Source organism: Rathayibacter sp. AY1D9 (genome assembly GCF_002932395.1).
Classification (GTDB): domain Bacteria; phylum Actinomycetota; class Actinomycetes; order Actinomycetales; family Microbacteriaceae; genus Rathayibacter.
In genome coordinates this window covers 1-25,540 of sequence record NZ_PSVQ01000033.1, presented here as the reverse complement: position 1 = coordinate 25,540, position 25,540 = coordinate 1, and the positions used below count along the sequence as shown (strand labels likewise).

Sequence of the window (25,540 nt, the reverse complement as noted above, 5' to 3'; positions counted from 1 at the left end):
CCCCGTCACTCCGCGGTGCGCCCGCGCCCCACCACCGCGGCGACCAGCCCCGCCGACACCGCGGCCAGCGCGACCAGCACCCCGCCCACGCCGAGCAGTCCCGCCACGAGCGGAGTCGCCAGCGCCAGCGCGACACCGGGGAGCGCCAGCCGCGCGGGCATCGGCTGGTGCTCGCCGAGCGGCGCGTGCACCGCCCACAGGGTCAGGACGAAGACCGCGACCGGCACCGCGACGGCCGCGCCGATCACCGTGTCGGACGCTTCGAGGTGGCCCGCGGTCGCGGCGACGGCCGCCTCCAGCCCGGATCCCAGCGCCGCGAGGGCCGCGAACGCCGCGAAGTGCGCGTAGCCCCAGCGGTAGGAGAGGCCGCGCCGCCGCTCCAGCAGCTCGCCGGAGGGATGCGAGAACGACAGCCACCACAGCGCGAACACGATCACCAGCCCGCAGGCCGCGACCAGCACGAGCGAGGCGCTGACGCCCGCCTCCGTCACCGCCCGCTGCACGCCCATCACCGCCGCGAGGACGCCCTCGCCGAGCAGGATGATCGTGAACAGCCCGTACCGCTCGGCGACGTGGTGCGGATGCCAGTTCGCGTCGCCCGCCCGCTGCGCCCAGAGGGGCACCGCCAGCTCGCAGGCGACCAGGAGCAGGAAGCTCACCACCCCGACCTCCTCGGGCAGGAGCAGCCGCAGCAGCCAGCCGACCTGCACGATCGAGAAGCCGACGGCGTTGCGCACGGCGGAGGTGCGGTGCTCCGGAGTGGACACGGCGACGCGGATCCACTGGCTCACCAGCGCGAACCGCATGATCGCGTAGCCGATGGTGATCGCCCGGTAGTCGCCGTCCTCGAAGCCGGCCGGCACTCCCGCCGCGAGCACCAGGACGCCGCCCATCTGGGCGAGGGTCAGCAGCCGGTAGGGCACGTCGTCGGTGTCGTACCCGGAGGCGAACCAGGTGAAGTTCATCCACGCCCACCAGATCGCGAAGAACACCATGCCGAAGGGGAGGAGCCCCTCGGCGAGGTGCCCCTCCTCGGTCGCGTGGGCGAGCTGCTGGGCGATCTGCGCGATCGCGACGACGAAGGTCAGGTCGACGAGCAGCTCGAGCGGACTCGAGACGCGGTGCGCCTCGTCGATCGCGCGCGGCTGCATCCGCACGCGGAGGGGGTGCGCGGGGGAGGCGGGCATGCGCTCATCCTGCACCCGGAGGGCCGGTGCGCGAGTGCCGCGCCCGCCTCCCGCGACCCTCGGCGCGCGCCCTCGCATCGAGCGTCCAGAAGTCGTCGCACTCGAGCGCGAGTGCGACGACGATCGGACACTCGCGGACGGCCGGACCTCGCCAGGTCGGGCGCAGTCGACACCGCGAGCAGGCAGGAGTCGCGGTACTCGCGCTCCCGTACGGCCACTTCTGGGTTCTCGTGCGCCCCGGGCGACACCCGGCGGCCCCGCGCCCGCGCCCCGCGCCGGCCCGCGCAGGACCCCCGCCTACGATGGGTCGGGATGTCCCCCGAATCCGCGCTCGCCGCCCCGACCCGCGCGTCCCCGGGCGCCCGGCGGTCGCGGCGCGGGCCGCTCCTCGGGCTCGCCCTGGTCGCCGTCCTCGTGGCGACGCGCCCGCTCGCCCCGGACGCGGCGGGCGACGCCCTCTCGGACGCGATGCGCGACTTCCTCACCCTCTCGATCAGCGTCGTCATCGAGTCGCTGCCGTTCGTGTTCCTCGGCATCGTCCTCTCGATCGCGGTGCAGCTGTGGGTGCCCGAGGCCGTGCTGCTGAGGATCCTGCCCAAGCGGGCGCTCCCGCGGCGGCTCGTGATCTCGCTGCTCGGCGTGCTCCTCCCGGTCTGCGAGTGCGGCAACGTGCCGCTCGCGCGCGGGCTGATCGTCAAGGGCCTCTCGGTGTCGGAGTCGATGACGTTCCTGCTCGCCGCGCCGATCGTGAATCCGATCACCATCGTCACGACCTACCAGGCCTTCGGCTGGGCCGACGGGATCCTCGTCTGGCGCATCGTCGGCGGCTTCGCGATCGCGAACCTCGTCGGCTGGATCTTCAGCCGCCACTCCGATCCGATGAGCCTGCTCACCGTCCGCTTCCGCGCTGCGTGCGAGGCGGGCGAGCGGCCCTCCCGCTCCCTCCGTGACCGCTCCCGGCGCAGCGTGCTGCTGTTCGCCGAGGAGACCGGGGCGATGATGCCGGCGCTGTTCGTCGGCGCCGCCATCGCGGGGCTGATCCAGGTCGGCGTCTCGCGCGATGTACTGACCACGCTCGGCGGCGACCCGCTCTGGTCGGTGCTGGCGCTGATGGTCCTCGCGTTCGTCATCTCGATCTGCTCGAACGTCGACGCGTTCTTCGTGCTCTCGTTCGGCTCCACGTTCCTGCCGGGAGGCATCATCGCATTCCTCGTCTTCGGCCCGATGATCGACGTCAAGATGCTCGCGCTGCTGCGCACCACGTTCTCGGCCGCGACGCTGGTGCGCGTCACCGTGCTGGTCGCCCTCGCCGCCGCCGTGCTGGGACTGGCGGTGAACTATGCGCTCTGAGCGCCTCCTCGCCCGCTGGAAGGGCGTCGTCCTCAGCCTGATCGGCGTCGTCTCGACCCTGTGGCTCGCGGCGACCGGCCGGCTCGGCCTCTACATCCACCCCCGCTACTTCGAGTTCTCGGTGGTGCTCGCGGTGATCGCCGGCGTGCTGCTGATCGCGGCCTTCGCGGTGGTGCCGCGAGCGGAGGAGGACGAGCACGAGCACGAGGACGACGTCGAGCACCTCCACGCCCCCACGCCCGCCCGCCCCTGGCACCGGGTGGTCGCGGTCGCGGCCGGAGTCGCGGTGATCGCCTCCGCCGCCGTCGCCCTGCTCGTGCTCCCGCCGGCCGCCCTCACCGCCTCGACCGCGACGCAGCGCGAGGTCAACACGAGCGCCGTCGACGCCTCCGTGACCGCCGCGGCGCCCACCGGCGACACGGCCTCGTTCAGCGTGCGCGACTGGGCGACCCTGCTGCGTCAGGGCGCGAGCGAGCAGTTCCTCGCCGGCCGCACGGCCACGGTGAGCGGATTCGTGACCCCCGACGCCTCCGACCCCGAGAACGTCTTCTACATCGCCCGCTTCGTCGTCACCTGCTGCGCGGTGGACGCCCAGCCGGTGGGCGTGCCGGTCTACCAGGCCGGCTGGGCCGACACCTGGTCGGAGGGGCAGTGGCTGGAGGCGAGCGGCGGCTTCGGCGCGAACCCGAGCGTCACCAGCGCCGAGGCGGTCGTGCTGGAGCCGGAGGCGCTCACTCCGATCGACGAGCCGGCGATGCCGTATGTCTACTGAGCGCGGCGCGAATCCTGAGCGCGGCGCGTCTCCTGAGCGCGGCGCGTCTCTCGAGCCCGGCGCGTCTCCCGGCGGCGGCACGTCGGCGCAGAGCGGGCGACGGGCCGGAGGCGGCGCGCGGCGGGCTCCCGGCCTCGACTCCGCAGGCGCCTCCCGCTTCCCGCGGCTCTTCTGGGCGGTCGTCGCGGTGCTCGTCCTCGCGGTCGGAGGCCTGACCGCCGCCACCGTCGCGAAGGGGCCCCGGGTCGCCTCCCTCGAGGTCAGCACCGACGGCGTGGTCGAGCGCGACGGCTCCCGAGCCCGCCTGCACCTCGACCAGGCTCTCGAGCCCGACGCGCTCGACCGCGTCCGCGTCGCTCCGGACGCCCCGCACACCGCCGAGCTCGACGGCGGCGTGCTCACCGTCACCTTCACCGACACCCTCCGCTACGCCACCCGCTACGAGATCGGGATCGACGACGCCCGCAGCGCCGCGACCGGCTCGGCCGCCGACGTCTCCGCCTCCTTCACCACGAAGGACCCCGACCTCTTCACGCTCGACCGCACCGCCGACGACCCCTCGCAGCCCGACGCCGTCCGCGTCCGCCCGCTCTCCGGAGGCGACGCCCGGGTCCTCGTCACGGCCGACCGGATCCAGGACTACGCCGTCGTCGGCCCGGTGCTGGTCGTCGTGACCATCGAGCCGGACGAGACGAACCTCCTCCGCACGGTCACGCTCGACACCGGCTCCGAGGGCGTGATCCCGCTCCCCGGCCCCGGGATCGTGCGCGAGCTGCACTCCTCGCCCGAGAAGGGCGTGCTCGGCTGGACCTTCACCGGGCAGGCGCCGTCGGGCCCGCTCGACCGCGCCCTCTACTCCTACGACCTCACCGACCAGAAGGCCGAGGCGGTCCCCGTGCTCGGGATAGACGGCGGGCCGCTGCGGGCGCGCGACTGGATGTTCGTGCCCGGCACCACCTCGGTCGTCACCCACTCGCTCGACGACACGGTGCTCCTGCTCGACCTGCTGACGCCCGGCTCGATCAGCCCGCTCGGGCAGCACGCGGAGCTGCGCGGATTCGTGCCCGGCGCGAACCGGCTCGTGGTCGCCGATCCGGAGTCGGGCTCGCTGATCGACCTGGCCGACGGCTCGGTCGAGACGCTCGCCCTCCCGCCGGCGGACGTGAGCGCGACCGCGTCGCCCGTGCAGATCCTGCTCCTCGACTCCGGGAGCTACGTCGAGCTCGAGGCCGAGTACGCGCCGGAGACGGGGGCGACCCAGTACTCCGTCGTCCGCGTCGACGCGTCCGGCACCTCGGAGGTGTTCCGCACCTCGCCGACGGGGCGCATCCGCGGCGTCTGCCTCTCGCCGAACGGGCAGTACCTCGCCGTCGAGACCGTCTCGGTGGAGGGCCGGCCGGACGACTACCCGGGCGAGCCGGGCTTCAGCGCGACCTCGACCGTGCTCGTCGACCTCGGCACCGGCGACACCGCGCGCAGCGTCAACGGACGCTCGCGCGACTGGTGCGCGTAGGGGCCGGGCCGACGACCGGCTCGTCCACCTGACTGATTGCTGGCGGCTCGGAAGTACCGGATCGTTCAGCAGATCATCGAGAACGACCAGCGCGCCGAGCTGAGCGTCGCGGACCGCACCGCCGCGTGGGCGCAGCTCGCGTTCGAGGGCGTGTCCGCCGCAGCGATCGCCAAGCGCACCGGCACCAAGACCGACGCGGTTAAGAAGGGGCTTGCGGTCGCGGAGTCCGCGACCGTCACGTCCGTTCTGCACGAGCACGAGCTGACCCTTGACCAGGCGGCGGTGCTGTTGGAGTTCGAGGACGACGCCGACGCCCGCGCGACCCTGATCGAGGTCGCCACCCACGACCCGGCCCGGTTCGAGCACACCGCGCAGACCCTCCGCGACGAGGCCGCGCACCAGGGGCTCCTCGCGGCGACCGCCGCCGAGTACACCGGCAACGGCTTCCAGATCCTCACCCGCTCCGACGCTTACGGCGACCAGGCGACGTGGACGCCGGTGCGGCAGCTGCGCGGCGAGGACGGGAAGAGCGTCACTCCCGAGCAGGTCGCGGCCGCTCCCGGCCGCGGAGTGCTCATCGACACCAGCTGGCGCGGCGAGGTCGAGGTCACCCTCCTCGTCCAGGACCCCACCGCCGCCGGATTCACCTACGCCTACGGAGCCCCCGAGCAGCCGCAGACCGAGGAGGAGGCCGAGGAGGAGCGCGCCGAGAAGTCCGCTGAGCGCAAGGTGCTCATCGCCAACAACAAGGCGTGGAACGCGGCCGAGAAGGTGCGCCGCGAGTGGATCGCGACGTTCCTCGCCCGCAAGACCCTCCCCAAGGACGCGGATCGCATCATCGCTCTCGGCCTCACCACCCACCGGTTCGCGGTGTCCTCCGGGATGACGGGCGGCAGCGACCTCGCGCACGCGCTGCTGCGCATCGAGCGCCCCTCCGGCTACCGCGCCGACGCCCTCGCAGCGCTGGTCGAGGCGAACCCCGCGAAGGCCCGCCTGGTCGCGCTGGCCGTCGTGCTCGGAGGCCAGGAGGCGCACACGAGCAAGGAGTCCTGGCGCCGCGGCGACGAGCGCACTGCCGAGCACTTCCGCCAGCTCGCGGCCTGGGGATACGCGCTCTCCCCGGTCGAGCAGGTCGTCACCGGCGACAGCACCCCCGCCGACGCCGCAGGGCTCAGCTAGCCCACCCGGCGGGGACCGGCTCGCGCCGGTCCCGCCCCTCCTCTTCTCCCACTGCTGCACAGGAAGGCCTGACCATGACCACCACGACCACCGCACCCCGCCCCGCCCACCGCTTCGACCCGTACCAGGAGTGATCGACCTCGAAATCGGATCGCTCCGCTCCCAACTCGGCGCCCACGGTCAGCCGAAGCACCAGCATCGCCTGCACGATCCACCTCACCCGCAAAGGGGACTTAGTTAGACCGTCTAGAAAATCTAGGCTGTGACCGCTCGATCGGCGATCCCTGGCTGCTGGTCGTTCGAGGTTGGCGCGCGTTCGGCCAACCGGCAGCGAGGGGTGCACCGACCCGAACGGTTGCACCCCTCGCTGTAATTGTGAAGCCACCAGAGCCCGTTGACGAGAGGGCCCGGAGGCGCCGAGACATTTTCGAGGGTCGATGCCGGTGAGGGTCAGGCGAAAGCGCTGCCCGCCAGCGGATGCGCGAGCAGGATCCCCGCGATGAGGACGAGTGCGGCGCTCGGCAGCACGAACTCGACGGGGCGTTTTCCGTGGCGGCTCAGCGCGGAGGGCGCCAGATGGATGAGCACGCCGACCGTGAGCAGGGCGGCGCACGTGAGAAGACCCCATCCGCCGATGAAGAGCAGACTGACTCCCGGGCCACCCGACTCGGGGATCCCGTACCAGACGGCGTCCGCGATCCAGAGTGTCGCGGCGGCGACGCCGGTTGACGCGAGAGCGACCCAGGACACAACGGAGCTAGAGCCGGTCGAGGTCGACCTCCTGGTGTCCACCTGCCGAACGCTAGGGCAGCCGACGGCGCTGGACAACGAAGCCGGAATGAACAAGAGGTGGACGTGAATCCGTCCGGCGACGGACGGCCGTGCCCCTTCAAGGAGTTGCCGGTGGACTCCCGAGCGCAGCGTCGTCGTGTCTCGTTGCCCTGCGGTCGGGGATCGAGGAGCGGGGAGGGGGAGGCGCCGGCTGGTGGACCGACAGGTCGGCTTCGCTTGCAGTTCCCGCAGCGGAGGATCGCCATGCTCACCGGCGGTGCCGACTCGCTGCCCGTGAGGGGAGCTCTCTCTGAGCTGGCGGATGAGCCGATCGGCGATCGGGTTCAGCCGGTGAGCCGGCGGACCTGTTCAGCGGAGAGCTGGCGGTCGGCGAAGAGCGCGACTCGTGCGGTCGGGTCTGGGCTGTGCGCGTCCGGACCCTCCCATCTGAGCGCGAGGCCGAGTCGCTCGATGGTGCGGCGGGAGCGTGCGTTGCGTTCTGCGACGACCGCGGTGATGGGCAGCTCCGGTCGGAGGCGGTGGGCGAGTTCGATGCCGGCGAGGGCGACCTCCTGCGCGTAGCCCTTGCTCCAGTGGTCGGGGTGGAGGGTGAACGCCACATTCCAGGCTGCATCGGAGAGCAGAGTGCATCCACCCATTCCGATCAGATCACGGCTGTCGATGGGGGAGTCGCGCCGGCGGATCACCCAGCTGCTGAGTCCGTCCCGTGTCCACTGGGTCCTTCGATACGCGATCACGGCCCGGGTCTGATCGGCGGAGAGATGGAGGAGGAGCGGATCCTCTTCCGCGATCCGCGGATCGGTGTAGAGGCGGAACAGCTCGTCCAGGTCGGTCTCGGCGGGCCGGCACAGTCGGAGCCGGTCGGTGAGCACGTCGAGGTCCCGTGGGGCACAGGCCTGTCCGTCGCTCACGCTCATGGGATGAGGTTGCCATGACCCGACCGCTCGACCAGCGTTGAGTGCGCATGTGATCCGGTCGCGCGAGGTGGCCCGTACGGGGATCGGTGGCCGGAGGTCCTCAGTTGCTGACGTGGTCAGAGTCCGCGCGTACTCGATCATCGGATGACCACCGAGCGGATGCGGCGCGGGATCCCCGTGAGCCTCGAAGCCGGACGCCTTGTAAAGCCCTTCCGCCCGATCGTTTCCGGCGCGGACGTGCAGCTTCAGGACGAGGTAGCCGAGCTGAGAGGCGGACTGGACCGCGTCGTCGAGCAGTGTCCGGCCGAGCCCGCGCCCTGTCTCGCTCGGTGCGACGGCGAGCAGTTCGAGCAGCGCACTGTGTCGGCCCGGACCATCGCCCGTGTCGACGGTGAGAGCGAACCCGAGGGGATCCGAGCCGATGACGGCGAACCGAACGAGAGGCCGGTGGAACTTCGCTCGAGCCCTCTCGGCGACCGCGTCGTCCTGACTGCATCCGTCTCGTGCTCTGAGTGCCTCCAGCCAGAGGTCGATGCAGGGCCCGCGATCGTCAGGCGAACCGGCTCGGATCTTCATGCGCTGAGGCTATCGAGGCAGCCATCGGACATGTTCCGAATCCGAGTCGCGTCCTCGTTGTGGGCGCCGGCTCGCCGGCTGACGCTGGACAGCAGCTCGCCGAGGCGTGGTCGTGTCACCGAACGAGACGTCGGGCGAAGGACCGGCACATGCTCCGAGGGGCGGGCGTGCGCGAGGAGCGATTCGTACAGTGGAGGTATGAGTGTGATGAAGGAGAAGGGTACCGCGCGGCGGAGCGGACGAGGGTGGACGCGGGCTGCGTTCGTGCTGGGCGTTCTCGCCGTCGTGTCCTACGCCGTCGGATACCTGGCGGTGGCCCACCTGTGGGTGGGCGATCCCCTGGTCATCGGAGTCGCGACCACGCTGCAGTACCTTCTCCCGCTGGCCGGCGTCCTCGTCGGTCATCAGGCGCGACGACACGTCGGTCCTCGCTGGGAGTCGACGGTGGGACTCGTGCTCTCCTACCTCTTCCTGGCCTTTGCCGTGGTGCCGGTCGTCATCGGCTTGGCCGGACTGCTGCTGGCACGCTGATCGATCGACGACCCGGATCATTCAGCGGTTCACGCGATTCGCGGCCGTCTGAACGATCGGCAGCTTCTTCGCACGAAGGGTGGCGGCGAGGAGCCGGCCGAGGAGGGAAGCGATTCCTGCCGTGACTGCATATTCCGTGATGAGGCCCGCGGAGGAGGGCCAGGTCGCGTTTCCCGACGCGAGTACCAGCGCGGTGGAGGCGGCGGCGCCGATCGCGAGTCCCAGACCCAGGAACGCGGCCGCCTGCCCGACGCGCGGGGTGCGGCGTGTCCGCCGGTCGAGCCAGAGACTCGAGGGAAGCCACAGGAGTGCGCCCGCGACAGTGAACGCAGCTGCCGTGCCCGCGATGAGCCCTGCTGCGGACCCGCCCGATACATCCCAGCTGCCCACAGTTCGCAGCAGCGCAAGGACCGCAACGGCAGGCCACGCCAGAATGCCCCATGCCAGTTCTCGTGCATCCATGAGCATCAGGATCCGGCACGTCGGTGAACACGCCATGAATCAGAACGTCCAGCACTCCACGATCATGTGTTCCGTAAGGGGATCGTTGAGCGGCAGAGGGGGCGCTGCGCTATGTCGTCGCTCGGTCTTCCGGCGACTCGGTGATGAGCTCCTGCTTGCGTTCGGCTCTGAGCGCGACGACGGTTCCCGCGAGAGCGAGTGCGGCGGCTGCGGTGAAGAGGGCGGTGGCGTCCCACCTGTAGTGACGGATGGTGATGCCTGGTGAGGTCTCGCTGGCTGCGTAGGTGCAGGACAGTCCGAGCGGGTAGAGGATCTTCTCGCCCGACACGCGGCTGGAGTAGAGATCGATCCCGTCGGGGTACTCGCTCTTCTGGCACTGCACGGCGGCCGGTTCCCAGCCGGTCTGAACCCAGCCGATCGTGTGTGTGAGAAGGGCGACTGGGGTCCCGACCACCATCGCGAGGATGCCGAGCGTCTTCGCGGTCCGCAGTTCCAACCCGTCAGAGTAGGGCGGACACCACCCACCACGCGCGTCCCGCAAGGGGATGGTCGACCGGACGGCCGGTAGGGGTCGTTCTCACATGCTCGTCCGCGCGGTCGACGTGAGGAACGGGGTGGTTAGTACCGGCGGATAGAGACGTTCTCACCGAGGCTCGTCCAGTCGAGGCCATCAGCGTCGTCCGGACCGGCGCCATCGGTGTGTATCTGAACGACCCATGCTCCGTTCAGCGACAACTCATCCCCGCAGCCGCTTCCGTCTTCGTTGTCGCCTTCTCCGTCCACGATCACGCACCGGCCTCCGGTCGTGATCTGCGACCCGATCCAGACGTCCAATCCGTCGGCTGAGCCGACGTAACGGATCGAGGCGGGGTCGTAGCCGTCTCCTACAGTGCCGACGTCGGGAAGAGCGTCTCGCTCGTCTTGTGCCCGCTTGAAATCGGAGTAGGCCTCGGTGTCGGGGCCGGAACACCCGGCCATGAGCGTCGTCGTGAGCGCCATCACTGCGGCTCCGGTCACCCACCTCAGGCGCGTTGTCGATTCCACCGCATCCCCCTGTGCCTCGTCAGCACAACGTACCGCGCTGCGAAGGAGAGGAGCGCTGGCACTGTAACGATGGGTCTTCTTCCGAGTCTCGCACCCACGGGAGAGTCGATGGAGCGTTCCGTATGGGGATCGGTCTCCGGGACAGATCCGACCCGGATGGACCAGTGCGCTCCTGCCGTTCACTCGCTGGTCCGAGAGTGATGGTGTGCAGACACCGTCGCTCAATGCTTCCGCCGTGATCGCGGGCGTAATCACTCTCCTCGCCCTCGTCGCGGGCGTCTTCCTCGACGGATTCACGTTTGCGTGCAACGAGTCCCTTCCTCCTCAGTGCACGGGGTTCCACGTCGCGTGGCCGGCTCTGTGCTCTGTCGCCCTCGCGACCCTCGTTCTCCTGGTCGTAGCGATGCGCGTCAGCACGCGCTCCCACGCTCGATGGAGGTCGCTGCTGCTCGCCTTGGGGGTCGTCGGCGCCGTCACCAGCTGGGTTCTGGCTCTGCGTACCGCCGTGATCGTCGGTTGAGCAGACCACGGCACGTTCCGTATAGAGATCATTGACCGGTCAGCCATCGATCTTCTGAGGTATCGGACGAGCGGTCGGATGGACCGAGGGGGTGGGGTCGTATGGCGGAGTCGTGTCCCGAGGGGAGTCGAGGGACGCCAACCCCAGGAGGGTGATCGTCGCCACAAGAGCGCAGGCAGCAGTGATGAGCGCCGCGAGCAGTAGCCGCTCAAGGGTGCGCATGGCACGAGGTTATGGCACGAGGTGAGCGGCTTAGGCCGTTCCGCGCGCATACCGTATGGGGATGGCTAAGCGGGCCGCACGTCACTGCTGACGTCTCCCGGCTTTCGAACGGGCTGTCCAGTGGTGGGGGAGGTCCTCGGACGGAGGAGGGTCCGCAACGACGGTCAGTCCGCGGAGGTAGCGGTCGCCGGTTTTGACCAGTGTGATGGTTCGAGGTTTGTAGCCCAGCGGCTCGGGGTGCCAGTTGGCGTTCGAGTCGACTTCCCAGAGGTAGAACCATTTCCGGGTGAGCTCGTTCGGGACACCCACCCAGAGCGGACCCCGCGGCTTCTTGCGTTCGATGGAGAGCAGGACGCCCGGTTGGAGAAAGGTCGCCAACATGCCCGAGGTGCTGTCCAGATCCATCGCCGGCCTACCTGCCGGCGGCCGCGGCGGCCACTCGGGCCGTGTTCTGGAGAAGCGGTGCTCCCAGGTCTCGTATGGACGCGCGCGACTGATATCGGTCAGGAGGATCGCGGCATAGCCGTCGAAGAAGCCCCCGGTCGTCATCGGTGTGACGAGGGTCCATTTGCGACCGACTCCGACGACGAACCCTTCGATCGTCTCGTCCCTCTTCGAGCCGCGCCAGATCCGGACGGCCTCGTTCCCCGCCCAAGCTGAGAGCAGCACTTCACGGATCTTCTTCTGCTTCGACACCGGTCTAGTCTCGCGAACCCGAGTGACTTATGTGCGTTCCGTATGGGGATCGCTCTCCGGAACTATTCCAGGAGCTATAGACGTCGACCCTGAGTGCTCATCACGTCATCTACTCATCTGAGTTCTGGTCGGCGCGGGTCCGTAGGGTACGGCAGCGCTCAGCCTACGGACGGGACCGCCCGCGCCCGCCGATCCATCGAAGGATGCCGATCGTGACGACCGAGACGACGGCCACGAGGAGGAGGAAGGGAAGGGCGCCCAGAACCAGGAACAGCACGAAGCTGTCTCCACCCTCGAACCCATCCACGAGTGCAGCCGGGGCTCAGGAGGAGTTAGGAAGCCGGCGTGAGCGGCCCGGTCGTGAAGTCACTGCGACCGTCCCCGCCACAGACCTGGAAATCGGAGGGCGTGTCGATTCCCGGGCCGGCGCCGTCCGAGGTGACGAGCACCCGGACAGTCGTCGCGGTCGTCGGCGTGCAGTCGTATGCGCCGACCGCCGAGAGCTGGCCTTCCGCCTGCGCCGAGTCACCCGGAGCGAGAGCCCCTGGGAACGCTTCCGCACCCGAGGTGCCGGCGGTGGTGAGCTGAGTGCCATCGGCGCCGAACATCAGAACGCCCGGCCACCCGAAGTACGAGCACGCCTGATCCGAGGCGTTCGTGAGCACGATCGCGAACCCTTCCTGGCCCGCCCCGGAAAGATCGGGCCGGTCCTCCACCGTGGCCGTGAGCTGCGAGTCCTGGCACGGGTCCTCCGGCCACACCGGACCGGCCGCTGCCGCATCCGGAGTCGCCGTCGGCGTCGGAGCGGCGGAGGTAGTCGGCGTCGAGGTGACGGTCGCACTCGACGCCGGTGTGGCAGCCGAGGTCGATGCCGGGCCCCCCGCCGTCGAACCGGCGCAACCGACGAGCGCGAGCACCGGAACGGCGAGCAGCAGGGCGAGAGTCGAGCGGGAGGTCCGAGTCGTCATCATCTGGCGAATCTACCCTCGACCGCTTAGTCCCAGTGCGAAACGACGGGCGGCGGGACTTCCTGCTCGTGGTTGAGCACCCGAAAAACGATCGCGAGGACGACGCAGACGCCAGCACCGAGGAGTGCAGCAGCGGCCCCCACCGTCATCCACATCGGCTGGACCGCCGAACTGTCCGCGCACAGAGGATTCCACAAGAAGCTCTCGGAGCTGGAGTCGCTGCCGCGGACCCGACAGGCCTCTCCCGGATACCACATGTAGAGCGAGGACATCAACCCGAGAGCGGCGGCGAAAACGGTGAAGAGCACAGCGAAAATGAGCGGAATCACGTGATCCGGCCGAGGAGACTGTCCAACGCTCACCGGAACATTCTGCACCGAGCGGGCAGCGGCGAAGTGGAACTCGTCTGAGACGATCAGATCGAGTCGGAGGATGGTCCACCTCGTCAGATCTATCGTCCGTACGCAGGCCCAGCCCGGACGCTCATCGCTTCACTTACTCATTTGAGTGCAAGGTGACGTCGTAGCCGAAGGGGGATCGTCGTCAACGTCAGCACGTCAACGCGAACCTGATCACCTGGGCGCCGATACTCACCGTGATGATGGCGGCGAACGCGATGAGGGGGGAGGTCGGAGTTGAGCGCGCTCTGGCTCTCTTCGAGAGCAGGAGGACGCTGGACGCTCCGAGGGCCCAGGAGGGTGTGGTGAAGGCTGCGATCAGAAGCAGCACGGGGCCACCGGATGGAGGAGGGCCCGGGTCGTCCATCTGCCCGATACCCATGAGCCCTGCGATGAGGATCGCGAGTCCGGTGAAGGAGATGACTCCGAGGATTGCCGTGAGTAGGAGTGCGTACCCCTGCGCGGATCCGCCTGATTCTGTGGTCTTTGCTGCTGCCAAGACAGCCCCTCCGAGGGCGAGTAGAGCGCCGGCGTACCAGAGCACTCCACCGAGTGGGATTTCACTAGGTCGGCACTCCGTCATCGCAGGCGACCCGAGGGTCAGCGTGCCAGCACCGGCCTGAACGAGAAGGGCGAGGACAGCAACAAGAACGATTGCAACTCCGCCAACAACACGACTCACGCGCACGCGCTCCTCGTGCCGTTGGTCCGCCATGAGCCCGAGGGTAGCTGCGACATCGACACCCACGCATCAGCCGTCCCATTTGGGGATCGTTCACCGGTACACGCAGACGCGACACCGAGCGCTGTCGTTACTCGCGGACGCATGCACATCGCTTCGCGCCATCCCGGCACTCGTGCAGACGACCGTGGGCATTCAGATGTTCAAGGTCCCCTGCACAGCCGACGCGAACGCCGCCGAACTGTTCCACAAACGGACCGTCCTTCGGGCGTTAGGGGGCCACTGGAAATTTGTGCAGCGTCGTCAGCTGCTCTGGCGAATCAGATGATCTTCTCGGCCTCGCGGAGCACTTGATCGACGTCGGCGCCGACGCGCCACCGCTCAGTAGGCGGCGGCAGCTGCTCGCTGGCGGGTCATCCACACTTCCCGTACGCCGTCCTCGATCTTCGCGTCGCCGGCGATGAACCCGTGCCGGCGATAGAAGGCCTGCGCCCGAGGGTTGGGGTCAGCCACCCAGAGCCCTGTACTCACGTCCGGGTCAAGGACGGCCTCGAGGAGCGCCGCGCCGCCTCCTCGGCCATGCACCTCGGAGAGCGTGTAGAGAAGGTACAGCTGCTCGGCCACGCCGGAAAATCGGTCGAGCGCGGGTCCAGCCATCGCTACACCGACAACAGCGCCCTCGAGCTCCGCGATGGCGATCCTGTTTCCCGCGTACAACGGGTCGGTGAGCGCGGCCGTCCAGAAGTATTCACGCTGGCCGAGTAGTGCGGGGTCATCGAGCACGGCGTCGCTCATCACGCCGCGGTAGGTCTCCTTCCACGACTGCACGTGAACGCGAGCGATCGCCCTCACGTCCTCTGGTGACGCCCTCCGCACCAGCACTCCTGACTCCATGAAGAGAGAGTAGGGGCGTGACCTCGTGGGTGCGCCGTTCCGTCAGGGGGTGGCTCATTGGAGCGTCTGAGCGCCGATCGTCGTCGTTCCGCCATCCGCGTTCTCGATGGTGATGCGTCCATCGAGGAGAAGGGTGTCGTCGGTACTAGGCCACCAGGCGGACCACCACCCGTTAGAGATGGTCGCCGCGACCTCATGACCGTCCTCGGTCAGCGTGACGCTGGCGACGTCCTGTCCGACCTCGCCCGCGGCGAAGCCGTAACCGTCCGGTGAGAGGTGCCCTCCTGACGCGAAGAGTGTGACCGAGTCGGATGAAGGAGCCTGTGTGGCGTTGCCGGGGCCGTCGAGCAGCAAATACATCGGGATGGTGGCGCTTTCTCCGACGCACCAGGCCACGTAGGGACCGCTCTCGACGAGCACTGATTCGACGGTGCCCCGTGTGTCCGCCGACACCACGTCAGCTGGCTCGGAGGTGTTCGAGTTGGCGTCAAGGGTGTCGATGCAGTTTTCAAGGACGGAGGAGCTGCCTGCGCCTGCCTCCGGTTTAGGCGTCCAGCTCGCCAGGCCCGAAGGGGAGATCCCCCCTGCGCTCAGCGCCACCGTGCTGACGGGAGCCGCTGGACGACCGGCGATCGCCGCGACGGCGACGAGAGACGCAGCGAACCCGAGCGCGCACACGCCCACGATCAGCCGCCGGCGGATATCCGTCCTCGGGCTCTCGTGGGGTGTTGTCTCGGACTCGATGCTGACGAGGATGCGTTCGTGGAGTCGCTCCGCGTCGGCCGAGTCGTCTCCTCGGCGTGCGGGGTCGGCCCGCTTGAGGGCGTGCAGTTCGTCGGTGGGCATCATGAGAGACCTTCCGTGGGGAGCGTGGTGAGCCGCGCGCGGCTCGGCCGGGTCGGGTCGAGGATCGCCGCGTACCTCTTCTTCGCCCGCGACAGGCGCATCGAGAATGCGGCACGACTGCACTCGAGCACTTTCGCCGCCTCCGCGTCCGAGAGGTCCTCCCAGACGTGCAGGGCGAGCACCTCCTGGTCTGCCTCGGACATCGATCGCAGCGCGTGGAGCGCATCGATCTCGGCGGAGCTGTCGGCATCGGCTGCGCCCGGTAGCCAGACGCGCTCAGCGACAAGATGCTCGCGCGCCTCCCGCCGGACGGCGTTGCGCAGAACGTTCAAGGCCGTGGCGAAGAGCCAGGGACGCGGATGCGCGGGAAGGTCCCCGCGCCGGCGCCACGCGATGAGGAACGTCTCGGCCACCACGTCGTCCACAAGCTGCTCCGGGGCGCGACGCCGGACGTAGCGAATCAGGTCGTTGAAGTTCGCCGCGAACAGCTTCTCGAAGACGTCGCGATCGCCCTTCTCCACGTTGCACCCCCTCGGCCCCTCACTCAGTACATGTCTGCACGACGAGGAGTTGCAACACGACGAACCCGCAGCGTTGCAAGGACGCTCCGGATCGTCCCGAAAGGGGATCGGTCAGCGGTTCACCGGCGCTGGCGGTGAGCGCTGATCGAGCAGAGCGCGGATCCGCTCGTAGGATCTGTTCGTGGCATCGGCCGAGTTCGCGAAGCGCAGCGCCGAGGCGATCGTGCTGTACCCAGCCGTCGACTACCGCGCTGAGGTCGCCATTCGAGCGCTCGCGCCCGACTACCCCCGCCTCAGCCGTAGCCAGCACCCGCTGATCCTCGGTACCGCGGAGGGCCTGGAGTTCTGGGACGACCGCAACCAGGCGGAGCCGGGCGCGGTGCTGCCGTGGAGCCGCGTCGTCGCGATGAACGGCCCAAGCCCCATGTCGCGCCTCGGCGGACTACGCATCCGGGTGCGACACGGAGAACGCGCACTCACCGCGGAGATCCCGCTGCGCCCCGGCGGCGCCGGTGTGCAGCACCTTCCCGCCGTCACTGTCTCGGTGCTGGCGAACCGACTCCGCCTCCTCGCATCGACGGCCGGAATGGCTGAGGACGTGGCAGAAATCAGGCCCACCACCGTTCGGCTGCTCCCCGGGGTCGACTCGACCGGATACACGGCCCGAGCCGGCTGGGTGGCTCTCGCCGGTACGGCGTGCATCGTCCTGTTCCTCTTGCTGTTGTGGCTCCTGCCGCTCGACGTCCGGCAGCAGCCTCTTGCCGCCGTTCCGCTCTATGGCTTGATGGCCGCCTTCTTCGTCAGCATCGTCGTGGCCCTCGTCCTTAATCGATACGGCAGCGTCCGCCTCGAAGAGGAGACGTCCGCCGGCTACCGCATCACGGGCGCCCCATGGCCGGTCGGCATCCCACTGGTTGACCGCCGAACAGGCGACGTCATCCCCAACCCCGAGGGCACGGCACCTCCAGGCACCGTCTGATCTCGACTCAAAAGCCCTCAGAGTTCGGGAGTTCCTAGCTGCCCGTCCCTAGAGACTCGCCCGAGGCTGTTGGCCGACCCGTTAGGGGATCGCTCAGCGGGTCGCCGTGATCCGTGCGACGGGACGTCAGGAACGACGTTCGCGGCGCCAGAGGATGGCACCCGGTGCGGCGATCACAGCACCGGCTACGGCCGTTTGGCCAAGCGGACACGCCGCGATCCCGGGCGGCTAAGACGCAACCGGTAGAGCTTTTTGGGCGGTACTTCGGTGCGGTGGCCGGGTGGGGTCAAAGACCGAGGTCGATGCGCCGTCCTTGGCCCATGTCGCCGTCGGGGTCGTTTGCGGTGGCGTAGACGCCGGTGGGTACGCCGGGTAGTTGGGCGACGTCGCGTGCGATCGCGAGGAGTTCCGGTTCGGTGGCGCCGTCGAGGAAGAAGAGGTACTCCGGGTCGCCATCGAGGGTGGCCCATTCTTCGCCGTCGTCATACTCCTCGCCGGGACCGTCGAGGGTGGCGAGGTGGTTCTGGACGTCGTCGATCCAGGGGTAGGGGTATTCATCAGCCGATATCGAGGGGTCTGCGACGAGGGGGATGTGGATCTCGATAATCAGCTCGGTCATTCCATGAGCTTCAGGCATGAACCGTCAGGGAAGCAACTGCGGCTATCGAACGCGGCGGGCACGTTCGTAGCACCGGTAGAGCAGGATCGCGCCGACGGCTGACACGACGAGTCCGATCAGAAAGCCCACGACCAGGACCGGGCTGAGCTGGCCCCCGGTCTGATTCAGGTCCGCACGAACGCCGGCCCGAAACCCCAACGCCGAGCAGATTAAGGCGATCACGACACCCGACGCGAGCAGGCTCAAGCCTTTGAGTACTTCCACCATGACCACCCCCGGTCGTGAAGCTACCGCAGATTCTTCCACCCCGAGACCGCCTGGTCCCGTATGGGGATCGTGCACCGGACGGATTCGTTAGGGGTTCTCGCTCGCCGGCCCTTCTGTGTCAGCGAGGAAGGCGGCGGCGAGTCGAGCGACCTTCTGGCGGTATCGCTCGCCGGCTCCGATGCCTCGCGCGTCGAGCTCGTCATCGACCTCCACAAGCGGCTGCGCAGCTGCCGGTCCGTCGTGACCGATCCGGTCGTGCACCCAGGATGAGAAGGAGCGGAGATCCCAGTCGCCGGTGAGGAAACGACGGCATGCGACGCGCAGCGCGAGAAGCGGGATCTCCTCACCGTCCCGATCCAATGGCCGCGCGCCCGCTTCGATGAGTGCCGCCGAGCTGAGGTCGAAGACGTCGGCGGGAGTGGCGCTGGAGTAGAGGGACGCGAGAGCGACAAGGGACTCGCTGTCACTCCCTGCTGCGACGAGATTCGCTGCCAGAGCGATCACGTCTCGGGGCTGGACCAGCCCGAAGAAGAGAGCGGCTGTCGTTTCGCGCAGGGTCGGGATCGAAGGGTCATCACGGTCTTCTGCATCGTCTCGCATCCGACCTCCTCCGACCAGTCGCTCGCTGCCGCCCCGCGCTGCTGTCGCGGCGGCGGCGTCAGCGCGACTCGACACGTCGATCGGAACCGGTCGGTGACAGGTCGGCCCGTGGCTGAACCCGTGCTCGAGCTCGTAGACGCATTCCGAGCAGACGTGACCGCCGGCCGGTCCGGCATCCGCGACTTGCTCCACCCACGGGTGAGAGCACGCGCAACAGGCCTCAGCGAGCAGGGAGCGGAACCGAGCGCGGCGCGAACGGCGCGCGTCAGCTCGCGGGCGCCAACGCGAGAGGCCGAACATCCCGTGAGCGTAGCGAGCGCATCGCCACGCCGTCGCGCGCTCCGCCGTGCTTCCATCGCTTCTGGCGTCCCGTAAGGGGGTCGTTCACCGGTCGCTTGAGGCGCCGATGCTTGTTCCGTCTCCCGCAGCACGGCAGGTCCGGTCAGCTCGTGGGGAGAGGTGTCGGAGATGCGGTGGTGTGCTTCGAGCTGGCGACCCATGCTTCGCCATCCCAGCTGATCCACACTTCGCACGCACTGCGCGCGGCGGCTCCAGAGCGGGATGCGCCGGCGAGGTAAGCGTGGGCAGAGGTCGGCACGAGCTCATCGAACACGTCGAACTGCGTATCCGTCGCTGATACGTCAGCACAGGAATCGAGGATCCCGGAAGCCTGTTCCTCCGACGTCGCGCCAGCGGCAGCACGGATCGCTTCGACATCCCCGGTCAGAACGCCCGGCTCGAGAGCCGTGAGCGTGGAGCGCGCGGAGCCGGCGGGTGGTAGCGAGCTCTGCGCGGTCAGCAGGAGGGCAGCCGCACCTCCTGCTGTGATCACGAGCGCTGCTGCGCAAGCAAGGACCACGAGGCGACGTTGATTCATGTCCACAGTGAACCGCATCACCGGGCGGGGCGGATCACGTCTCGAAGGTGATCGCTGAGCGGGCGTCCGATAGGGGGTCGTCATCCGGCCGCCCAGGATGGCCGCGCATGAGACCGGAATCTCGCGGCGCTGTTTGTCGCAATAGACCCGCCCGATGAGATGCCCGATGGTGGGGCGTCAACTGACACACTGAGCGCACGGTCGCTCGTGGGATACGCCCGCGTCTCAACCGACAAGCAGGATGCGACCGCTTAGCGGGACGCGCTCCGGGCGGCCGGCGTCCCATCCGATCGGATCTACGCCGACTTGGGTCTGACCGGCCGGAACCGCGAGCGTCCCGCGCTACGAGAGGCGCTGGCTGCGTGCAACGCCGGATCGACTCTGCTCGTGACGAAGCTCGACCGGCTCGCGCGGTCCATCACAGACCCTCGCGACATCGTTGATGAGCTGACCCGCCGCGGGGTGAAGCTCAGCATCGGGGGATCGGTCCACGATCCGGAGGATCCGATCGGCCGGCTGCTGTTCAACGTGCTCGCGATGGTCGCGGAGTTCGAGGGGGATCTGATTCGTGCCCGCACTCGTGAGGGGATGAAGGTCGCGAAGGCCAAGGGGCGTCTGCCTGGCCGTCAGCCGAAGCTGTCGCCGAAGATCGAGGCGCATCTGGTCGCAGAGCATCGTGCCGGGAACTGCACCGCTGCCGAGTTCGCGGCGGAGTTCGAGGTCGCGCGGTCGACGGTCTATCGGGCGGTGCAGCGGGCTGATGCGCGCGCCGCTGGCGCTGTCGCCCTGGCGCCACCGACGGAGGGCGCATGATGTCGGGGGCGGAGAGGGTACCTGCGCTGGTGCCGGAGAGGGTGGAAGTGCTGCCCGGTTGGTCTGCGCTTACACGTGTTCTCAGCACCGGGTGGGGAACTCTCGCCCAGGCGATCGCCTGTATCTGGCTCTTCGTCGGGTTCGCGGTCCTTCCTCCGGGATCGCGTCTGCCCCTTTTCGTGCAGCTGGTGCTGTTCTTCGCCGCTCTCGCTTGGTCAGTGATCTGTCTCGCGATCGGCACGTCCAGGGTCACCGGTGAGAAGGAAGCCGGTTACACGACCCTGGGGCTCGGGCGCATCACGGTTCCTGCGGTTGATGCGAGAACGGGCGTCGTCCTGCGGGCGGCAGGCGAGCCGCACTGCCGACTCGTCGACCGGGTCCGGCACTCCACCACCGACGCGTCCGCCCCTCAGTCGAACCGCGCGCCCTCCGGCCGCGGCGGCAGCACGAACAGGATCAGCAGGAACACGTAGCCGGCGATCGGCACGAGGATCGCGAGGATCCACAGCCCGCTGCGGTTCACGTCGTGCAGCCGCCGCCAGATCAGCGAGAGCGACGGGAGGAACGTCGCCAGGGCGATCGCGCCCGCGGCGAGCGACACCCAGAAGGTCTGGAACGGCGCGCCGCTCGGGTACGGGGTCAGCGTGAAGTCGAGGCGCCACGGACCGCCGTCGGCCAGCTGCAGCAGCCCTGTGAGGACGCTGCCGAGGAGGATGATCCACCAGTACTCGGCCCGGCTCGCCCTCCCGCGGAAGCGGAGGTAGTTGCCGAAGAAGCGGCGGAGCGCCGCCATCGGCGGAGCCCCGTAGTAGGGGAGGGCCAGCGGCGGCTCGAGGGTGCTCGGGCTCATCGGGTTCCGTCTCTCATCCCTCGACCGTATCCCCTGCTCCCCGCGGCGCAGCGTCGGCCGTGCGGACGACATCCCGGTGTTCGCGCCGGAGGAACGCCGCTGCGTTCACGAGGCCGGAGGCCGCCGTGTTCACAACGGAGGAAGAACGTTCCAGCTCGACCGTGAACACGCGGATCAGCGCGCGCCGGAACGCGTTCTTCCTCCGTTGTGAACACGATCAGCGAGTAGGGACCGCCTCCGCCCGCACCGCCGCCGTCGCCCGGGCGTCGACGATCAGGCTGACGACGAGCCCCACCGCGACGATGACGATCGCGACCCACGGCAGCACGTCGAGCCCGCTCGCGTCGATCGCCAGTCCGCCGACGACCGCGCCGCCGCCGATGCCGATGTTGAAGGCCGTCGTCTGGAGCGCCGCGGCGAGGCTCCGCAGCTGGAAGGAGGAGGTGCGCAGCATCCGGGTCTGCAGCATCGCCGGAATGCCGCCGAACGCGATGTTCCAGATCACCGCGGCGACGACCACGGCCGTGGCGGCACCGGTGCCCGCGGCGACGGCCAGGCCCGCGAGCGCCAGCACGACCGCGATCGCGGCGACCACGAAGCCCGAGCGGGGGAACCGGTCGGTCGCGAAGCCGGCCAGGACGAGTCCGACCGCCCCTGCGCCGCCGAACGCGAAGAGCACGAGCGGCACCGTGTCGGGGGCGAAGGAGGCGTTCTCGAGCCAGGGCGTGATGTAGGTCGAGAGGGTGTTCTGGCCGATCAGCACCAGCAGGATGACGACGCAGACGCCGATGATGCGGGGGAGCGTCCGGTCCTTCCGCGCCGGCAGGCGGATCTCGCCGGTCCGCAGCGGGATGTGGTGGTCGACCGCGGGCAGGAACTTCACCACGATCAGCGCGAGCACGAGCACGACGCCGCCGAGGATCGCGAAGGTGGGCCGCCAGCCGAACGCGTGCCCGAGCGCCGTGCCCAGGGGGACGCCGAGGACGAAGGCCGCGGATCCGCCGCCCGCCGTGATCGCGGTCGCGCGGCCGAGCTGCTCCGGAGCGACGAGGTGCGCGGAGTAGGCGGCGACGATCGCCCAGAAGAGGCCGTGGGCGAGCCCGCCGAGGATGCGCGCGCCGATGAGCAGCCCGAAGGTGGGGGCGAGCGCGGCGAGGACGTTGGCGACCGCGATGGTGCACAGCGCCACGAGGAGGAGGCTCTTGCGCGAGAAGCGCTGGGTCACCAGGGTCAGCGGAGTCGTCGCGACGACGACGGTCGCGGCGAAGATCGTGACGAGCTGGCCGGTGAGCGAGATGCTCACCCCGAGGTCGCGCGACATGTCGGGGATGAGCCCGGTCGGGAGGAACTCGCTCGTCACGGAGACGAAGACGGCGCCGGCGAGCGTGAGCAGGCCGATCCAGGGGAAGGCGGGGGCTTTCGCGGTGTCCTGAGGGTTCACGGTGTCCTGAGGTCGGGGGCGCTACACGCGCGGGGCGGGGCGCCTGCGGAGCGGGCGCCTGCGGGCCGCGCGCGAATTGCGGGCCGGGCGCGTTCCGCGGGCCGGCGGCGTTCCGCGATCGGGCACCGCATGCCGCGCCCCGCGCCGGCCGCTAGCCGAGGACGACGTGCTCCCCGCCGCGCTGCTCGGCGATCTCCTCGCCGACCTCCTCCGCCTCCTGGCGCGACTCGTGGTGGCTCAGCGGGACCCGGGCGTGGGCGATGCGGTTGTGCCAGCCCTGCTCGTCGGAGTAGGTCTCGATGGGGAGGACGGTCGTGGTGCTCATGGTGCTCCTTCGTGGTGGTCCCTCCATGGCACCTCGCGCCCCCCGCCGCTCGGGAGAGGGTTGACGCGAGCCCGTGTCTCGAGCAGGACGGAGGCGTCTCGGCGGTCCAGCAGCGAGCGCCGGCGGCGCGGCGGGTCAGGGCGAGACCATGCCGCCGTTCACGTTGAGGGTCTCGCCGGCGACGAAGCTCGACTCGGCGGACGCCAGGAACACGTAGGCCGGGGCCTGCTCGGCAGGCTGCGCGGCACGGCCCATCGGCGACTCGCTCGAGCCGAAGTCGGGCAGGCTCTCGGGGTCGACGCCGCCGCTGACCTGCAGGGCGGTCCACGTCGGGCCGGGCGCCACGACGTTCACGCGGATGCCCTTCGCGGCGAGCTGCTGCGCCAGGCCCTTCGAGAGGTTGTTGATCGCGCCCTTCGTCATCGCGTAGTCGAGGCGGTCGGGGGCGGGCTTGTGCGCCTCCGCCGACGCCGTGTTGATGATGGTGGCGCCCGCGGGCAGGTGCGGGAGGGCCGCGCGGATGATCCGGAACGGAGCGAAGACGTTGACCGCGAAGGTCGCCTCGAACTGCTCGTCGGTGATGTCGAGCAGATCCTCCTTCCAGATCTGCTTCCCGGCCACGTTGACCACCGCGTCGAGCCCGCCGAGGCCCTCGACCGCCTCCGCCACGAGCCGCGTGCAGTACTCGGCACTCGTGAGATCGCCGGGGATCGGCACGGCGGTGCGCCCCTCCGCGCGGATCAGCCCGATCACGTGCTGCGCGTCCTCCTCCTCGCTCGGGAGGTAGGCGAGGGCGACGTCGGCCCCCTCGCGGGCGAAGGCGATGGCCACGGCGGCGCCGATCCCGGAGTCGGCTCCCGTGATGAGCGCGCGGCGGCCCGCGAGCCTGCCGGTGCCGCGGTAGCTCTCCTCGCCGAGGTCGGGCACCGGGGTCATCCGCGACTGCAGCCCGGGCTCGGGCTGCTGCTGGACCGGCGGAGTCACGTCCGGGTACTGGGTGGCGGGGTTGGTGAACGTGTACTGGTCGGGCATTGCTCCTCCGTCCGCGGCACCCGGATCGGGCCGCTCCCCTCCATCCCAGGCGAGCCGCGCCTCCGGGGCCACCCCGTGCACGGGCGGGCGGCGCTGTGGTAGCCGGCGCCGCGGACCAGGAGCCGCCTCCGGTGAGGCCGCCCGTGCCGTGCCGTGCCGACCGCTGACGGTGCGTCTGGGCCTCGAGCGGCGGGACGTCAGCCGCACCAGGCAGGAGCAGGAGGTCGTCCGCCTCAGCAGCGGACCGGTGTCCTGTTGCGGACATGTCCACCCTCGGACACGGCCTGAGACCTACCTTTCGTTCATGATCGAATCCTCGAAGAAGTCCCGCCGGCGTGGACTGAAGAACGCCGGAATCGCCGTCGCCGTCGCCTTGGCGGTCGTCGCCGGCGGGAGCGCCGCGGCATCCGCTGCGACGACGACGTCGCCCGCCTACTACGGATGCCTGCAGCAGGGCCTCCTCTTCAAGGTCGGCACGACCTCGCCGACGTGCCCGAAGGGCGCCACCACGGCCAGCTGGAACCTGCAGGGACCGGTCGGCAAGACGGGGCCGGCGGGCGTTCCCGGAGCAGTGGGACAGGTCGGCAGGACCGGCGCCACGGGCGCGGTGGGCTCTACGGGTCCTGCCGGAGCAGTGGGGCCGATCGGTTCTCCGGGAGCGGACGGGGCGGACGGGGCGCCTGGTCCCGCCGGAGCGGACGGAGAGATCGGCGCGACGGGAGCGGACGGAGCCGCCGGCCTCCCCGGAGCAGACGGAGCCCCCGGCCTCCCCGGAGCAGACGGAGCCCCCGGCCTCCCCGGAGCAGACGGAGCCCCCGGGCTCCCCGGAGCAGACGGAGCCCCCGGGCCGATCGGAGAGATCGGAGCCACCGGAATGGACGGAGAGACCGGGCCCGCAGGGCCTCCCGGAGCGGATGGAGCGGCCGGACCCGCCGGACCCGCGGGCGGAGGCGCCACATACGCCACAGTCACCGCGACCAGGACTGGAATCTACGCGAACAACGTGCAGACACTCTCCGCCACCTGCACCGGCGCGACGCCGAATGTCATCGGAGGCGGTTTCTCCTGGACCGAGGTCGACGGCAGCAGCCCCTACAAGTCGGAGGTCTCCACGAGCGCTCCGGTCGGATCCGGTACATGGACCGTCACCGGGTCCGCCTACGCCGTCAACGGCACGCTGACCCTCAGCGTCTACGCACTCTGCGCGTCGTGACCACGGTCTGAGGCGCGGACTCCGGGGCCGTCGAGAGGGGGCGGCCCGACCCTCGGACGCGGCCGCCCCTCGCGATGCGCCCGGCCGACGCCGCCGTGCGCTCGCCTGGGCTCGGACGGAGACGACCGCGGCCGGGCGGTCGGGCCTCGCTGAGGTGACGGCGCGGCGAGCGGAGTGCGGCTCGCCCGTGCGGAGCAGGAGGAGCGAGGAACCCGGCTCGCCCGTGCGGGGCGGGTGGAGCACGGAGCCGTAGGAGTGTGCAGCGGCAGAGTGGACGGACCAGCCGCTGACCCGGACGGAGGAGCCTTCGACAGGGCGGTCGAGCCGGTCCGGACCCGAGGAGAGCGCCGACGACGACGACCCCGCGCGCCGACGCCGCGCAGAGTGCGTAGACGCTGAGGGTCAGCGTGCCGTTGACGGCGTAGGCGGACCCGGTGACGGTCCATGTACCGGA

At 69.7% G+C, this 25,540-nt stretch carries 29 protein-coding genes and 1 pseudogene; 8 read left to right on the top strand and 22 right to left on the bottom strand.

The window, feature by feature from the left end:
• Positions 1 to 5: 5 nt before the first annotated feature.
• Entirely contained in the window at positions 6 to 1,187 is a 1,182-nt protein-coding gene (locus tag C5C50_RS13060; RefSeq protein ID WP_219813904.1) for a low temperature requirement protein A, read from the bottom strand.
• Between the two features lie 312 nt (positions 1,188 to 1,499).
• Between C5C50_RS13060 and C5C50_RS13055 the strand changes: the two genes are divergently transcribed.
• From C5C50_RS13055 to C5C50_RS13040, 4 genes are read left to right on the top strand one after another with little or no spacing between them, the layout of a single operon-like run.
• Positions 1,500 to 2,537, top strand: coding sequence for a permease (locus C5C50_RS13055; RefSeq protein WP_104273624.1), 1,038 nt, complete (start codon positions 1,500 to 1,502; stop codon positions 2,535 to 2,537).
• Entirely contained in the window at positions 2,527 to 3,309 is a 783-nt protein-coding gene (locus C5C50_RS13050; protein WP_104273623.1) for a TIGR03943 family putative permease subunit, read from the top strand. The genes C5C50_RS13055 and C5C50_RS13050 overlap by 11 nt, the downstream gene beginning before the upstream one ends.
• The gene (locus tag C5C50_RS13045; RefSeq protein WP_104273622.1) at positions 3,299 to 4,822 is read left to right on the top strand and encodes a hypothetical protein; all 1,524 of its coding nucleotides are present in this window, start codon (positions 3,299 to 3,301) and stop codon (positions 4,820 to 4,822) included. The genes C5C50_RS13050 and C5C50_RS13045 overlap by 11 nt, the downstream gene beginning before the upstream one ends.
• A gap of 36 nt (positions 4,823 to 4,858) precedes the next feature.
• Entirely contained in the window at positions 4,859 to 6,001 is a 1,143-nt protein-coding gene (locus tag C5C50_RS13040; RefSeq protein ID WP_104273621.1) for a hypothetical protein, read from the top strand.
• Between the two features lie 450 nt (positions 6,002 to 6,451).
• Here the strand turns inward: C5C50_RS13040 and C5C50_RS13030 are convergent, their stop codons facing one another.
• Together C5C50_RS13030 and C5C50_RS13025 are read right to left on the bottom strand one after the other, a co-directional pair.
• A complete protein-coding gene (locus C5C50_RS13030; RefSeq protein ID WP_104223378.1) occupies positions 6,452 to 6,751 on the bottom strand; it encodes a hypothetical protein in 300 nt (99 codons plus the stop codon).
• Positions 6,752 to 7,116: 365 nt separating this feature from the next.
• Positions 7,117 to 8,286 carry a GNAT family N-acetyltransferase gene (locus tag C5C50_RS13025; protein WP_104273619.1) on the bottom strand — a complete coding sequence of 390 codons (1,170 nt, stop codon included), beginning with the start codon at positions 8,284 to 8,286 and terminating at the stop codon, positions 7,117 to 7,119.
• 198 nt (positions 8,287 to 8,484) lie between these two features.
• Between C5C50_RS13025 and C5C50_RS13020 the strand changes: the two genes are divergently transcribed.
• Positions 8,485 to 8,817: a hypothetical protein gene (locus tag C5C50_RS13020; protein ID WP_104273618.1), complete on the top strand. Its 333-nt coding sequence runs from the start codon at positions 8,485 to 8,487 to the stop codon at positions 8,815 to 8,817.
• Between the two features lie 21 nt (positions 8,818 to 8,838).
• Here the strand turns inward: C5C50_RS13020 and C5C50_RS13015 are convergent, their stop codons facing one another.
• The 11 genes from C5C50_RS13015 to C5C50_RS12965 all read right to left on the bottom strand — a co-directional run bounded on the left by C5C50_RS13015 (position 8,839) and on the right by C5C50_RS12965 (position 16,070).
• The gene (locus C5C50_RS13015; RefSeq protein ID WP_146085902.1) at positions 8,839 to 9,279 is read right to left on the bottom strand and encodes a hypothetical protein; all 441 of its coding nucleotides are present in this window, start codon (positions 9,277 to 9,279) and stop codon (positions 8,839 to 8,841) included.
• Positions 9,280 to 9,388: 109 nt separating this feature from the next.
• Positions 9,389 to 9,775 carry a hypothetical protein gene (locus C5C50_RS13010; RefSeq protein ID WP_104273616.1) on the bottom strand — a complete coding sequence of 129 codons (387 nt, stop codon included), beginning with the start codon at positions 9,773 to 9,775 and terminating at the stop codon, positions 9,389 to 9,391.
• Between the two features lie 122 nt (positions 9,776 to 9,897).
• Positions 9,898 to 10,323: a hypothetical protein gene (locus tag C5C50_RS13005; protein ID WP_146076643.1), complete on the bottom strand. Its 426-nt coding sequence runs from the start codon at positions 10,321 to 10,323 to the stop codon at positions 9,898 to 9,900.
• 823 nt (positions 10,324 to 11,146) lie between these two features.
• Entirely contained in the window at positions 11,147 to 11,761 is a 615-nt protein-coding gene (locus C5C50_RS12995) for a hypothetical protein (protein WP_104273614.1), read from the bottom strand.
• A 163-nt stretch (positions 11,762 to 11,924) separates the two neighbouring features.
• Positions 11,925 to 12,068, bottom strand: coding sequence for a hypothetical protein (locus tag C5C50_RS17045; protein WP_181133933.1), 144 nt, complete (start codon positions 12,066 to 12,068; stop codon positions 11,925 to 11,927).
• A gap of 25 nt (positions 12,069 to 12,093) precedes the next feature.
• Positions 12,094 to 12,732 carry a DUF4232 domain-containing protein gene (locus C5C50_RS12990; RefSeq protein WP_146085901.1) on the bottom strand — a complete coding sequence of 213 codons (639 nt, stop codon included), beginning with the start codon at positions 12,730 to 12,732 and terminating at the stop codon, positions 12,094 to 12,096.
• Between the two features lie 23 nt (positions 12,733 to 12,755).
• Positions 12,756 to 13,091, bottom strand: coding sequence for a hypothetical protein (locus C5C50_RS12985; protein ID WP_146085900.1), 336 nt, complete (start codon positions 13,089 to 13,091; stop codon positions 12,756 to 12,758).
• Between the two features lie 187 nt (positions 13,092 to 13,278).
• Positions 13,279 to 13,842: a hypothetical protein gene (locus C5C50_RS12980; RefSeq protein WP_146085899.1), complete on the bottom strand. Its 564-nt coding sequence runs from the start codon at positions 13,840 to 13,842 to the stop codon at positions 13,279 to 13,281.
• A 348-nt stretch (positions 13,843 to 14,190) separates the two neighbouring features.
• Positions 14,191 to 14,703, bottom strand: coding sequence for a GNAT family N-acetyltransferase (locus C5C50_RS12975; RefSeq protein WP_104273610.1), 513 nt, complete (start codon positions 14,701 to 14,703; stop codon positions 14,191 to 14,193).
• Between the two features lie 54 nt (positions 14,704 to 14,757).
• On the bottom strand, positions 14,758 to 15,552 hold the full coding sequence (locus C5C50_RS12970; protein ID WP_104273609.1) for a hypothetical protein: 795 nt from the start codon (positions 15,550 to 15,552) through the stop codon (positions 14,758 to 14,760).
• Entirely contained in the window at positions 15,549 to 16,070 is a 522-nt protein-coding gene (locus C5C50_RS12965; RefSeq protein WP_104273608.1) for an RNA polymerase sigma factor, read from the bottom strand. The genes C5C50_RS12970 and C5C50_RS12965 overlap by 4 nt, the downstream gene beginning before the upstream one ends.
• A 181-nt stretch (positions 16,071 to 16,251) precedes the next feature.
• On the opposite strand from C5C50_RS12965, the gene C5C50_RS12960 reads away from it, so the two are divergent.
• Positions 16,252 to 17,049, top strand: a complete 798-nt coding sequence (locus C5C50_RS12960) for a hypothetical protein (RefSeq protein WP_104273607.1) — start codon at positions 16,252 to 16,254, stop codon at positions 17,047 to 17,049.
• Between the two features lie 286 nt (positions 17,050 to 17,335).
• Here the strand turns inward: C5C50_RS12960 and C5C50_RS12955 are convergent, their stop codons facing one another.
• The 4 genes from C5C50_RS12955 to C5C50_RS16715 form a co-directional block, all read right to left on the bottom strand.
• Positions 17,336 to 17,668: a hypothetical protein gene (locus C5C50_RS12955; protein ID WP_104273606.1), complete on the bottom strand. Its 333-nt coding sequence runs from the start codon at positions 17,666 to 17,668 to the stop codon at positions 17,336 to 17,338.
• Between the two features lie 42 nt (positions 17,669 to 17,710).
• On the bottom strand, positions 17,711 to 17,935 hold the full coding sequence (locus C5C50_RS12950; RefSeq protein WP_146085706.1) for a hypothetical protein: 225 nt from the start codon (positions 17,933 to 17,935) through the stop codon (positions 17,711 to 17,713).
• A gap of 87 nt (positions 17,936 to 18,022) precedes the next feature.
• Complete coding sequence (locus tag C5C50_RS12945; RefSeq protein WP_104223346.1) at positions 18,023 to 18,535, bottom strand: hypothetical protein; 513 nt, start codon at positions 18,533 to 18,535, stop codon at positions 18,023 to 18,025.
• Positions 18,536 to 18,977: 442 nt separating this feature from the next.
• Positions 18,978 to 19,412, bottom strand: coding sequence for a hypothetical protein (locus C5C50_RS16715; RefSeq protein ID WP_146082442.1), 435 nt, complete (start codon positions 19,410 to 19,412; stop codon positions 18,978 to 18,980).
• A 159-nt stretch (positions 19,413 to 19,571) separates the two neighbouring features.
• Between C5C50_RS16715 and C5C50_RS12940 the strand changes: the two are divergent.
• Positions 19,572 to 20,225 (top strand): annotated as a pseudogene (locus C5C50_RS12940) (recombinase family protein).
• Positions 20,226 to 20,634: 409 nt separating this feature from the next.
• On the opposite strand, the gene C5C50_RS12930 reads toward C5C50_RS12940, so the two are convergent.
• The 4 genes from C5C50_RS12930 to C5C50_RS12915 all read right to left on the bottom strand — a co-directional run bounded on the left by C5C50_RS12930 (position 20,635) and on the right by C5C50_RS12915 (position 23,873).
• Positions 20,635 to 21,075, bottom strand: a complete 441-nt coding sequence (locus C5C50_RS12930; RefSeq protein ID WP_181065714.1) for a DUF805 domain-containing protein — start codon at positions 21,073 to 21,075, stop codon at positions 20,635 to 20,637.
• A 217-nt stretch (positions 21,076 to 21,292) separates the two neighbouring features.
• A complete protein-coding gene (locus C5C50_RS12925) occupies positions 21,293 to 22,516 on the bottom strand; it encodes an MFS transporter (protein WP_104226411.1) in 1,224 nt (407 codons plus the stop codon).
• A gap of 151 nt (positions 22,517 to 22,667) precedes the next feature.
• Positions 22,668 to 22,841 (bottom strand): DUF2188 domain-containing protein, encoded by a 174-nt coding sequence (locus C5C50_RS12920; protein WP_159940661.1) that lies wholly within the window; start codon positions 22,839 to 22,841, stop codon positions 22,668 to 22,670.
• 135 nt (positions 22,842 to 22,976) lie between these two features.
• Positions 22,977 to 23,873, bottom strand: a complete 897-nt coding sequence (locus C5C50_RS12915; RefSeq protein ID WP_104227027.1) for an SDR family oxidoreductase — start codon at positions 23,871 to 23,873, stop codon at positions 22,977 to 22,979.
• A 1,003-nt stretch (positions 23,874 to 24,876) separates the two neighbouring features.
• Between C5C50_RS12915 and C5C50_RS17190 the strand changes: the two genes are divergently transcribed.
• Positions 24,877 to 25,086 (top strand): hypothetical protein, encoded by a 210-nt coding sequence (locus tag C5C50_RS17190; protein ID WP_146086531.1) that lies wholly within the window; start codon positions 24,877 to 24,879, stop codon positions 25,084 to 25,086.
• Positions 25,087 to 25,540: the final 454 nt, after the last annotated feature.